Annotated in this window: 10 protein-coding genes; all 10 read right to left on the bottom strand. The window is 33.2% G+C overall.

What is annotated here, in order from left to right:
• Window positions 1–18: 18 nt before the first annotated feature.
• The 10 genes from BOW55_RS16740 to ychF all read right to left on the bottom strand — a co-directional run bounded on the left by BOW55_RS16740 (window position 19) and on the right by ychF (window position 12,692).
• Window positions 19–2,736, bottom strand: a complete 2,718-nt coding sequence (locus tag BOW55_RS16740) for a DNA gyrase/topoisomerase IV subunit A (protein WP_129025124.1) — start codon at window positions 2,734–2,736, stop codon at window positions 19–21.
• A gap of 23 nt (window positions 2,737–2,759) precedes the next feature.
• Window positions 2,760–3,767, bottom strand: coding sequence for a YhcG family protein (locus BOW55_RS16745; RefSeq protein WP_241686598.1), 1,008 nt, complete (start codon window positions 3,765–3,767; stop codon window positions 2,760–2,762).
• 128 nt (window positions 3,768–3,895) lie between these two features.
• Entirely contained in the window at window positions 3,896–4,492 is a 597-nt protein-coding gene (locus BOW55_RS16750; RefSeq protein ID WP_129025128.1) for a hypothetical protein, read from the bottom strand.
• On the bottom strand, window positions 4,473–6,341 hold the full coding sequence (locus BOW55_RS16755; RefSeq protein WP_129025130.1) for a DNA topoisomerase IV subunit B: 1,869 nt from the start codon (window positions 6,339–6,341) through the stop codon (window positions 4,473–4,475). The genes BOW55_RS16750 and BOW55_RS16755 overlap by 20 nt, the downstream gene beginning before the upstream one ends.
• A gap of 163 nt (window positions 6,342–6,504) precedes the next feature.
• A complete protein-coding gene (gene pncB, locus BOW55_RS16760) occupies window positions 6,505–7,680 on the bottom strand; it encodes a nicotinate phosphoribosyltransferase (RefSeq protein ID WP_129025132.1) in 1,176 nt (391 codons plus the stop codon).
• Between the two features lie 84 nt (window positions 7,681–7,764).
• Window positions 7,765–8,745 carry a transglutaminase domain-containing protein gene (locus BOW55_RS16765; protein WP_129025134.1) on the bottom strand — a complete coding sequence of 327 codons (981 nt, stop codon included), beginning with the start codon at window positions 8,743–8,745 and terminating at the stop codon, window positions 7,765–7,767.
• Window positions 8,746–8,748: 3 nt separating this feature from the next.
• Complete coding sequence (locus tag BOW55_RS16770) at window positions 8,749–9,273, bottom strand: NADPH-dependent FMN reductase (RefSeq protein ID WP_129025136.1); 525 nt, start codon at window positions 9,271–9,273, stop codon at window positions 8,749–8,751.
• A 15-nt stretch (window positions 9,274–9,288) separates the two neighbouring features.
• Entirely contained in the window at window positions 9,289–10,206 is a 918-nt protein-coding gene (locus tag BOW55_RS16775) for a YihY/virulence factor BrkB family protein (RefSeq protein WP_129025138.1), read from the bottom strand.
• Between the two features lie 327 nt (window positions 10,207–10,533).
• Window positions 10,534–11,211 (bottom strand): TIGR02117 family protein, encoded by a 678-nt coding sequence (locus tag BOW55_RS16780; RefSeq protein ID WP_129025140.1) that lies wholly within the window; start codon window positions 11,209–11,211, stop codon window positions 10,534–10,536.
• Window positions 11,212–11,597: 386 nt separating this feature from the next.
• On the bottom strand, window positions 11,598–12,692 hold the full coding sequence (ychF, locus tag BOW55_RS16785; RefSeq protein ID WP_129025142.1) for a redox-regulated ATPase YchF: 1,095 nt from the start codon (window positions 12,690–12,692) through the stop codon (window positions 11,598–11,600).
• Window positions 12,693–12,872 lie beyond the last annotated feature (180 nt).

A 12,872-nucleotide genomic window follows, 5' to 3' on the forward strand; every position in this document is an offset into this window, starting at 1 on the left:
CTTAGCGTTTTTTGTTTTTTATTCTAAAATCAAACCAATCTGGCCATCATCTTCTAATTCTGTTTCGACTGAATCATCTTCTGGCAATTCTGGTTTTTCTGGAACTTCTTCTACAGGTTCTTCAAAAGGAAGCGGATCCAACAAATTAACTTGTTTTAATTTATCTGCTGTTAATTGATTCCCTAAAGCTTTAAAACCTTTTACAGCAATAAAATCTTCAACATCAATATGTAAATCTTCTTTTTGAACTCCTTTTACTTTCGCAAAAACTAATTGCGCTACAGGACGATAATCCGTTGATACAATTTCTAGTTGCGAATTTGGATGATCTGTAATAAAACTTTCTTCTTTACCTTCATTTTCTACTAAGAAACGTTTTAAGAAATAACGTTCTTTTTCTCCATCGTAATAAATCGCCGAAATTGGTTTTTTAGGTTTCCATTTTTCCAAAACGATCATATCTTCCTCAAAATGAGTAGATAATTCTGGAATAATAACTTTTAATTTTCCAGTCTGACTGATTACTAAAATTTTATCACTTGGTTTAAATTCTCCAAGCAATTCTCCTCTAGCATCAACATTTAAACGTTTAACAGTATCATCAAACCAAACTTTTCTTGGCAATAAAGTCGAAATCCCCTTTTCTTTTAATTCAATTTTTTTAATCGGATATTTGGTCACTAAATTTCCTTTAGAACCACGTCCTTTGATTGCCAATTTAGCAAAATCAATATCGAATTTCAGTTTTTTAATAGTTCCTATTTGACGCAATAAAATAGTTACAACCTCAGCTTCTCCATTCGGATTATGTGAAAAATATACAACTTGCGAACCATTTGTTCCGTTTGTTAAATCGTACGCTTTATCACGCGTCACACCCGAAACATTGAAACGCTTGATATATGACGGACCAGATTTTCCATCACGATACATCATGTTATAAATAGTACGCTTATCACTCTTATCAAAAACAGCAGCGTGTATAATATCTTTTCCAATAAAAGTTTTGGCATCGACTTTTGTAATCATCAATGTTCCGTCTCGTAAAAACACAATGACATCATCAATATCAGAACAATCACCTACATATTCGTCTTTCTTTAAACTTGTCCCTACGAATCCTTCTTCGCGGTTTACATATAGTTTTGTGTTACGTAGAACTACTTTTGTAGCTTCAACGTTATCAAAAACACGAAGTTCTGTCTGGCGCTCACGGCCTTTTCCGTATTTCTCTTTTAATTTAGTGAAGTATGCAATGGCAAAATCTGTTAAATGTTCCAGATTATGCTCTACTTCTTTCATCTCTTCTTCTAACCTCGAAATCAATTCATCGGCTTTATCAGAATCGAAACGCGTAATACGAATCATCGGAATTTGAGTCAAACGCTGTAAATCTTCATCAGTAATTTCTCTGACAAATGATTTTTTGAAAGGCTCAAAACGATCGTATAAATATTTGTAAAGTGATTCTCTGTTTCCATATAATTTGAAGTCAATATACATTTCTTCACGAATGAAGATTTTTTCTAAAGTAGAGAAATGCCACTTATTTTTTAATTCTTCTAACTGAATTTCTAATTCCTGACGAAGTAAATCAACTGTTCTGTGTGTTGAAATTTTCAACATTTCAGAAACACCAATAAACAATGGCTTATTATCCTCGATAACACAACCTAAAGGTGCTACAGAAGTTTCGCAAGCTGTAAAAGCAAACAAAGCATCAATTGTTTTATCTGGAGAAACCCCTGGGAAAAGATGAATTAAAATCTCAACATCGGCAGCAGTGTTATCTTCGATTTTCTTGATTTTGATTTTACCTTTTTCATTGGCTTTCAAAATACTATCAATCAAACTTGATGTATTGGTAGAAAACGGAATTTGCGTAATCACCAAGGTATTTTTGTCTAATTGCGAAATTTTGGCACGCACACGCACACGTCCGCCGCGAAGTCCATCATTATAGTTCGACACATCGGCAATACCTTGTGTCATGAAATCAGGATATAATGCAAAAGGTTTTCCTTTTAAAATCTTGATCGAAGCATCAATTAATTCATTGAAATTATGAGGCAAAACTTTTGTAGAAAGTCCAACCGCAATACCTTCTGCACCTTGTGCTAGAAGCAATGGAAATTTTACAGGAAGATTGTTTGGTTCAGCACGACGACCGTCATACGAAACGCCCCAATCAGTAATTTTTGGAGAATACAAAACCTCCAAAGCAAATTTAGATAAACGTGCCTCAATATAACGCGAAGCTGCTGCTCCATCACCCGTTAAGATATTTCCCCAGTTTCCCTGGCAGTCAATCAATAAATCTTTCTGACCAATTTGCACCATCGCATCACCAATACTTGCATCTCCGTGTGGGTGATACTGCATGGTATGACCAACAACATTGGCAACTTTGTTATAACGACCATCATCCAACTCTTTTAAAGAGTGCATAATACGACGCTGAACGGGTTTAAATCCGTCCTCGATAGCAGGAACTGCACGTTCTAAAATTACATACGATGCATAATCCAAAAACCAGTCTTTGTACATCCCCGTTACTTTGGTAATAACGTCCTCTCCTTCTTCTTCTTGGTTTTCGTAAAAATGCGCTCCTTCGAAATTCTTTGCATCTACATTTATAATCTCATCTGAATCATCTTGATTTTCATCAAATTGATTTTCATCTGAATTATTCTCGTCGTCATTTGGAATTATGTTATCGTCTTCTTCGTCTTTCATTATTTATATTCGAAATTATAAATTTATTTGTTTTCAAGAAGTTCTTTTAAAACTTCAACGCTTGGTAAAACGGTCTTATATTTACTGGCGAAAATTTGCTCATTATTTTCTGGCAAAGTATATTTCACAACAGATTCACTTTTATTTTGGCAAAGCACAATCCCGATTGTTTTATTTTCATCTTCCAATCGCATTTCTCTATCATAATAATTGACATACATTTGCATCTGCCCTAAATCTTGGTGTTTTAATTCTCCAATTTTCAAATCGATAAGAACAAAACATCTCAATATTCTATTGTAAAAAACTAAGTCAATCCTAAAATGTTTGTCATCAAAAGTAATTCTTTCCTGTCTTCCCACAAAAGTAAAACCGTGACCTAATTCTAATAAGAAATTTTCCAGTTTATTAATGATTTCTTCTTCTAATTGTAATTCAGAGTATTGATGCAATTCTGGCAATCCTAAAAATTCAAGAATATACGGATCTTTGATAATATCTTTTGGTTTCTCAATAATTTGACCTTGTTCTGAAAGTTTTAAGATTCCTTCTTTATCTCTGCTTAATGTTAATCTTGTATAAAGTGCGGTATCATATTGGCGTTTTAGTTCTCGTACACTCCAATTGTGTTTTTCAGCTTCGATTTTGTAAAAACGTCTTTCTTTTTCATCATCAATTCGCATTAAAAAGACATAATGAGTAAATGTTAATTTAAAAAACGAAGCCAATGTTTGGTAATCCAGACTTTTGAATTCCGCAGTCACTGACTGCGTTTTTTCAGATTTGAATTCCGCAGTCAGTGACTGCGATTTTTGAATTTCCAAAATCCGAGACAGTGTCTCGGATTTTGAGAAAGTTATATAGAATTGTCTTATTTGTTCTAAATTTCGAATCGAAAACCCTTTCCCAAATTCCTTTGTCAATTGTTGAGATAATCCTTTTAAAAGCTGTTTACCATACTCAGCCCTATCTTTTCCGTTTTGTTCTTCTTCAACAATTATTCTTCCAATTTCAAAATAGGTAATTGTCATTGTTGAATTTACGGTACGCAAAACCTGTTGTCGAGCATTTTGCAATAACTCGGCAACTTGTTGGAAAATACTTTATTTTGAAGGCCGTCTGACATTTAGTATTCTAAAATTATTAGAACTTTATATTTTTATTTTTTAGCTGTTTTCAGACCATCCAAAAACAATCTTTCTTTTTCTTCTTTTTCTTCTGTGTCAACAAAATATTTGATACCTACTTTCTTGAAAAAATCTTTCACATCATTTTTACAATAATCCCAATTTTCTTTAAGATTATTAGACGACTCAGATGTTCCGCATTCAAAGCAAAGTTCAATATGTCCTATAATTCTATTTTGATCATTGTAAAAGAGAATTAAATTTCTTGGCATATAGCAGCTTGAATAAGGAGCAACATCGCCTTCAACTTTACAATGAATTTTAATCAACTTAAATAATTCTTTTATTTGAGTTTCTTTCAATAATGTAACTTTTTCATTGATCATTGAAGTGTTGAAATCAATCTTATTATTTCTAATAATTTCTTTATGCCTGAGTGTATCCCAAGCTAATCGATCTGGATAAGAAAATATTTCAACCTTTTTAATTGCTTCTTTTTCTAAATCAAAAGCATCAGAATAGTCCAAATTTCTTTCTCCTTCAAAAGCTTTATTTTTATTGCAGGAAACCATAATTATTCCCAAGATAATCGATAAAACTAAAAGCGTACTAAACCTCTTCAAGCTCATCAATCTCAACCTTCAAATTCTTGATAATAAACTCTTGTCTATCTGGTGTATTTTTCCCCATATAGAAAGACAACAACTGTTCAATCGAAGTATGTTTATCCATCATAACTGGATCAAGACGGATCGTGTCTCCAATAAAATTCTTGAACTCATCTGGCGAAATCTCTCCTAAACCTTTAAATCGGGTAATCTCCGGTTTCGGCTTTAGTTTCTCGATCGCGTCTTTTCTTTCTTCTTCAGAATAACAATAAATCGTTTCTTTTTTGTTTCTAACCCTGAAAAGTGGTGTCTGTAAAATATACAAATGCCCTTCTTTGATTAACTCAGGGAAAAACTGCAAAAAGAAAGTAATTAAAAGCAAACGAATGTGCATTCCGTCGACATCGGCATCGGTTGCAATTACGATGTTGTTGTAACGCAATTTTTCCAGTCCGTCTTCGATATCAAGTGCCGCCTGAAGTAAGTTAAATTCTTCGTTTTCATACACAATTTTTTTAGTCATTCCATATGAGTTCAAAGGCTTACCACGCAAACTGAAAACCGCTTGTGTGTTTACATCACGCGATTTTGTAATCGATCCGGAAGCCGAATCTCCCTCGGTAATAAAAAGCGTACTTTCTAAGTTTCTTGGGTTTTTGGTATCTGGAAGATGCGCACGGCAGTCTCTTAATTTTTTATTGTGAAGATTCGCTTTTTTAGCACGATCTGTTGCCAGTTTTCTAATTCCTGATAATTCTTTACGCTCACGTTCTGCCTGAAGAATTTTACGAAGTAAAGCCTCAGCAGTTGTTGGATTTTTATGCAGGTAATTATCAAGCTTTGTTTTGATAAAATCGTTTACGAAAGTACGAACAGAAACCGCTGGTGTTCCATCATCAGAACCCATATCTGTAGAACCTAATTTTGTTTTGGTTTGAGACTCAAAAACTGGCTCCATCACTTTAATACTAATCGCACTCACAATCGATTTACGAACATCTGATGCTTCGAAATTCTTATTGTAAAACTCACGAATTGTTTTTACAACGGCTTCACGATACGCCGCTAAGTGCGTTCCTCCTTGTGTTGTATTCTGACCATTCACAAAAGAGTGGTATTCTTCACTGTACTGCGTTTTACTGTGTGTAAGCGCAACCTCAATATCATGCTCTTTTAAGTGGATAATTGGATATTCTAAATCTTCTTCGCTAATTGTTTCTTCTAATAAATCACGAAGTCCGTTTTCTGAATAGTATTTTTCTCCATTAAAAATAATAGTCAAACCATTGTTTAAGTAACAATAGTTTTTGACCATTTTGATTACATATTCTAAACGGAATTTATAGTTTTTGAAGATTGTTTCGTCTGGCGTAAAAGTTACTTTTGTTCCTTTACGTTTTGTAGTATCAATTACATCTTCTTCTGAAACTAAATTTCCAGCAGAAAACTCCGCTGCTTTTTGTTTATCATCACGAACAGATTCTACACGGAAATAGTTCGAAAGCGCATTTACCGCTTTTGTTCCGACACCGTTCAAACCAACTGATTTCTGGAAAGCTTTAGAATCGTACTTTCCACCTGTATTCATTTTCGAAACTACATCAACTACTTTTCCTAACGGAATTCCACGCCCGTAATCACGAACAGAAACCGTTTTATCTTTGATAGTCACTTCAATAGTCTTTCCAGAGCCCATTACGAACTCATCGATACAGTTGTCTAAAACCTCTTTTAAAAGAATATAAATACCATCATCAGGAGAAGAACCGTCTCCCAATTTTCCGATATACATTCCGGGACGCATACGGATATGTTCTTTCCAATCAAGCGAACGAATATTATCTTCGGTATATTGATTTTGCTCTAGCATATATGAATTTAGGATTTTTTGCTAATGTACCATTTCTTAACAAAAAATAAAAGCGTATTTTCTTTTTGTTATGAATAATAACAGTTTAAAATCTATTTAAACTATTTTTTTAAAAAAACAGGGGCTAAAATGATGAAAAAACTGCTTTTTCGGCAAAGAAATACTATTTGATTCCGAGTACTTCCTTCGCCAAAGCAATCATTTCAGGCGTTCCCGTATTTTTATTTTTTTCATCAGAAAGTTTCACTACACCCTGCCAATGTAAATTATCTGGTTTCGTATCCGTCAATTTAATCACCATATTCATGGCAGGAAGCCCTACATCATTAGTGAAATTTGTTCCGATTCCGAAAGACATTTTTATTTTGTCTTGACAAAAATCAACGATCGTTTTTACTTTTTCATAATTAAGAGAATCCGAAAAAACTATAGCTTTCGATTTTGGATCAATTCCCATCTTGGTATAATGCGAAATCACTTTTTGAGCAAACTCAATCGGGTCACCGCTGTCATGTCGAACGCCGTCAAAAAGTTTGGAATATTTTTTATCAAATTGATTGAAAAATATTTCTGTAGTATAAGTATCTGTTAAGGCAATTCCGAGGTCGCCGCCGTATACTTGAGTCCAATGTTCCAAACTTATTAAATTGGCCATTTTAAAACCATATTGTGCAGCATGAAACATAAACCATTCGTGTGCATGGGTTCCCAACGGACGTTTATTATTGAGCATTGCAAAATGCACATTGCTGGTTCCCATAAAACTCTGACCTCCAAAAGTATTCAAGGTGTCATTAACAAGAACATGAACATCATAAGAATGACGACGTCTTGTACCAAATTCTAAAACGGAAACACCCAGCTTATTGTAATTATCTATTTTATCTTTGGTAAGATTTTTAATTGCTTCATCATTTAAGCGAATTAAATGATTTGATTTATAAAAAAGCTCTGAAATTAAAGACATTAACGGAACTTCCCATAAAATTGTTCTGTACCAAAACCCTTCAACGGTAACTTTAATTTCTGAACCTTCCTGCGAGATTTGTACTTCAGAAGGATCAAAACTATACCCTTGCAGAAAATCTAAATAAGTGGGATCAAGATAAGGGCAATAATGCGATAGATAATTTTTTTCTTCTTTTGTTAAACGAAGATCAGCCAAAGCATCAACAGAACGTCGAAGCAAATCTGCAAAACCTTCAGGAAAAATATGCTTTCCTCTGTTTATAAACCCATAACGAACTTTTGCCTTTGGAAAAAGCCGTATTACAGCATGCTGCATCGTAAATTTATAAAAATCATTATCTAAGATTGATTTCAAAAAAGTAGTCTCCATAGGTCGTTAATTCAAATCCTGAATTGCTAAGATACGGCAATTCGATAAAAGGAGAAAACACTGCTAAATAAACCTTTTCAGAATTTACTTTTTAATTATTTTAAAAGAAACAATACTGTTTGTATTAGCATAAATAGTAATATAATCTCCGATGTTTTTGTCGTAAGCAATTTGAAATTCTAAACTGCCTCGTTTTTCTCTTGAGTTTTGAATTTTAACAGGCTGATTCTTTTTATTGAGATAAAAAACTTGATCGGATTTTGAAACATTTTTGATTTCGAAAGTAATTTTATCACCAAATTTTGCATTAATAATTCCAGAAATCGGCGATTTAACTTGATAATCTCCTTCTATTGTTTTATTGTAAATCAAAGGCCCGTTAAGAAAATCTTCTTTACTTAATTTATTTCCTAAATATGAGCCTGAATCTGGAAAGTGTTTTGCAAAAAAATAATCAGGATCAGTATCAAAATAAACAGGCGTAAAATCATTAACCATTTTTCCTTTGTTACTGTCATAATATCCTTGTCCCCAAGTAACATCAACTAAGCGCCACTTTTTATCAATCAAAACGGTATTCCAAGCATGGTTTGAAGAAGTTGTTTTTCTTCCAATATCAGCCAATCTGGTTTTAGAATCTCCGCGAATTATTTCAGATTTAAGACCAACTAATTCAGCCAAATGTTGGTACAAAGCTGTAAATCCTTCGCAAACTGCCATTCTTGAAGCAAAAGCTTTTTGAAGCATTTTATCATTCAACGCTTTAATTTTGCGTTGCTTTTCTGCTTCTGTTGAATATGAAAAACCTTGTGTTTTGGGCGGATTTAGAAAAGCATTGTAATCGTACTTTATATTAAAAGCCATCCAACTGTAAATTGCTCGTGCTTTATCATAATCAGAATTGAAGTCTGTTTCAATTTTTTCTGCTAGTTTTTCTGTTGATGCAAATTTGTTTGGATATTTTGCAACAATTCTGTCAACTTCACTAATTTTTTGTGCAAAAGCGTAATTCAAAAAAATACTGTTCAACAGCAGGAATATAAAAGCAATCTTTTTTTGCGGCATTGATTAAAAACTTGATTTGATAATATCTTTCAGTTCTTTATCTAACTCTGCATTTGAGATTTTATTTTCTTCTAAATCAAAATTGGCATTAAAAGCAGGCAATGAAAAAGTCGCTTTTATTTGAGCACCATATCTTGGCAAAGCATTATTGGCAATTTCTAAAACTGATGCTCCGCCTCGCACTCCGGGTGAAGTTGCTAATAACAACATTGGCTTTTGCTGAAAAATTTCTTTCATTATTCTTGAACACCAATCAAAAAGGTTTTTAAATGCTGCGGAATAATTTCCATTATTCTCCGCCAAAGAAACTACTAAAAGATCTGCGCTTTCTATTTTAGCCAAAAAAGCTTTTGCAAGTTCATGCTGACCAATATGTTTTTCTAAATCAACACTAAACAGCGGCATTGCAAAATCATTTAAATCTAAAACTTCTACATCAGCATTTTCAAATAAACTTGATGCATAAGTTGCTAAATGTTTATTGATTGACTGTGTACTGTTACTTCCTCCAAACGCTATTATTTTCATATTGTGGTATTTTTTTTAGTTATTCTCGATTTCAAAAATCTCTTTTTGTATTTCTACAGAGTATTCATTTGGAGAAATACTGCCGCCAAAAGTTTTCGCATAAACCTTCGTGAATTCAGCTCCAAAGTATAAAATAATGGCGGAATAATACACCCAGACCAATATTATAATTACGGAACCAGCTGCACCATATACACTGGCAATTGTCGAATTTCCTAAATAAAGCCCAATCGCAAATTTACCTATCATAAATAAAACTGCGGTGCAGGAAGCGCCAATAAAAGCATCTTTCCATTTGATAACTCCATCAGGTAAAGTTCGGAATATAATTGCAAAAAGCAATGTAATACTTGCTAAAACAATTACTAAATTTATAATATAAAAGAGGTACACAGTAGTATCTGGCAAATAAAGTTTTAATCGTGCGTTTAAAACATCGAGTGTGGCATTTAGCATCAAACTCACAAGCATTAAGAATCCAACAGTTACAATCATTGAAAATGACATTATTCTGTTTTGAATAAACTTTTTCAAACCTTTATTGGGTTTTGCCCGTAATCCCCAAATATAATTGATTGAGCTCTGAATTTCGGCAAAAACTCCCGAAGCCCCAATTAAGAGCATTATAACTCCAAAAACCGTTACAAATACATTGCTGTCTGATAATTGAACATTTTTAATTGCTTCTTGAATTTGTACCGCAGCATTATTCCCAACCAATCTATTGATTTGGCCATATAATTGCCCTGTGACCGCTTCTTCTCCAAAAAAAACGCCGCAAATAGTAATTATAATTATCAATAATGGAGGTAATGCAAAAATGGTATAATACGATAATGCTGCGCTTAACTTTATAGCATTGTCATCATTAAATTCTAAAAATGTTGTTTTTAATAAATACCAGGATTTTGAAAATATATTTTGATTTTTCATCTGCTCATTCTTTGAGATTCTCTCAAATTTAAGCAATTATGATGAATTTCGATTTTTCGTATTCTCAAGGAATTTTATATTTTCTCCATGTTTTTAATAGATTCAAATCATGTAGTCCTTACAGGACAATTATCCGTGGATATTTACTTATCTTTCTACCAATATTTAACTCCTAACGGAGTTTTTTTATGATTTAAATACTATTAATTCTAAAAAGATAAATTATGATGACCATTTCTAATTCATATAAATATCTCGTAGAGATTAAATATTGGTAACCTTCAAAACCGACACTTAATAATTGTCCTGTAGGAACTACACTAAAATTTATTGATAATGACAAAAAATCCCTTTATCGTAAACTGTCCATAAACTCGCTTTTTGATTTGCTGCTTTCAAGGCGCAGTTTGCCCAAGTATTACACGTATAAAAAAGACTGTAACTCCCTTTTGCTTCATAAAAGGCATCTCTTTTTCCGTAGCTGTGACCTTCAATCCATTCTGGTTTTGTTGGATTATTGAAACTATCAGAAATATAAGTAACTAAGTTTTGATAATTCTCTTTCGAAATTAAAATACGCTTGCAGTCTTCTCCTTCTTGCAATTGCTTGTAAAATGTAGTATGCACGGCAGATGAACTTACTCCAAATGCAGCTTTTAAAGCGGTACTTGCTTTTAAGTCAGACCATTCTGGTGTATCGAGATAAAAACCTTTGTCGCCCCAGCCGAAAGCGATAAAATTCATTATTGAATCTTTTGATTGGGTTTGATTAAATTGAATTTCATTTCGCCAGTCTTTGATTTCATTTTTTATCGGAACGACAATATCGGTATGAACACCGTTTGAAAGAATGTAAATTGGAATCGCATTTTCTTCTTCGACTTTTGCAATATCTGAATTCACGGTGATTTTCGAAATAATTAAAACTGATGAAATGTACAAAGCCAGAAAAGTGAAAATTCCGAAAAGTGTCCAGCCTATAAATTTGAAAGATTTTTTTAGCATTTTGATTGATTGGTTTTAGATTAGTTATTGGTTAATTTTTCTCTAACCAATTTTTGAGCCAATTTTTTTCAAGTTGCTAATTCGTTTGCGAAATGGCACACGGATTTTACTGATTCGCTTTCGCGAAAGGGCGGATTTGCACGGATTTTTTAAAAAAAACTACAACGCAAAAGTACAGTTTGTCATTTCGACAAAGGAGAAATCTCCCCTAGAAACTCGACAAAGATTGGCGATTTTCGTTGCTGAGCTACTTGCGAAGATTTCTCCTTCGTCGAAATGACATACTTTGTGAATATTAACTTTTAGGCACAAAAAAAACTGCTGAATCTCTCCAGCAGTTTTAATCTATTCTCTTTCTTCTTTATTTCTATTTTCTAAAAAAAAGACTAAACGTTAAAACGGAAGTGCATTACATCTCCATCTTTCACCACATATTCTTTTCCTTCAACTTTAAATTTTCCAGCTTCTTTTGCTTTTGCCTCAGAACCGTATTGAACGTAATCTTCGTATGAAATCACTTCGGCACGGATGAACCCTTTTTCAAAATCAGTGTGGATAACTCCAGCAGCTTGAGGCGCTGTAGCTCCAATATTGATTGTCCAAGCACGAACTTCTTTTACACCAGCTGTAAAGTAAGTTTGCTGCTTTAATAATTTGTAAGCTGCTCGAATTAAAACTGATGCTCCCGGCTCAGTTAATCCCATATCTTCTAGAAAAACTTGACGTTCTTCGTAACTTTCTAATTCTGTAATATCTGCCTCTGCTCCTACTGAAAGAATAATAACTTCAGCTTCTTCATCTTTTACTAGTTCACGAACTTGGTCAACATATTTATTTCCGTTTACTGCAGAACTTTCGTCAACATTACAAACATATAGAACTGGTTTTGCAGTAATTAATTGAAAAGCTTCCATAAGAACTTCTTCATCATTGTTTTGAGGAATAATTGTTCTTGCAGATTTTGCTTGCAAAAGAGCTTCTCTAATTCTGTTTAACAAAGCTTCTTCTGCTTGAGCTTCTTTGTTTCCAGTTTTTGCAGCACGTTTTACTTTTTCTAAACGTTTTTCGATCGTTTCTAAGTCTTTTAACTGTAACTCGATATCGATAGTTTCTTTATCACGAATTGGGTTTACATTTCCGTCAACGTGTACAATATTATCATTATCAAAACAACGCAAAACGTGAATAATTGCATTACACTCTCTAATGTTTCCTAAAAACTGATTTCCAAGACCTTCACCTTTACTTGCTCCTTTTACCAAACCTGCAATATCTACGATATCTACTGTTGCCATTTGTACACGTTCTGGTTTTACCAATTCTTCCAATTTATTGATTCTTGGATCTGGAACGTTTACAACACCAATATTAGGTTCGATTGTACAAAACGGAAAGTTAGCACTTTGCGCTTTTGCATTAGATAAACAATTAAATAATGTTGATTTTCCAACATTTGGTAATCCTACAATTCCTGCTTTCATCTGTTGTTTCTATTTATTTTTAGTAGACTCCAAATTTCTAGAGTCAAGCCACTAAGCGGTATTACTTAATGGATTATAATTTTAAGTTTTTCTTTCTCTTTATGCCAAAATGATATTTTTGGGCTTTAAAATTTTGCAAATATAAGATTTAATAGCTCTTAAGCGAAGTAAAAATGTTTA

Source organism: Flavobacterium sp. YO12 (genome assembly GCF_004119495.1).
In the GTDB taxonomy this organism is placed as follows: Bacteria; Bacteroidota; Bacteroidia; order Flavobacteriales; family Flavobacteriaceae; genus Flavobacterium.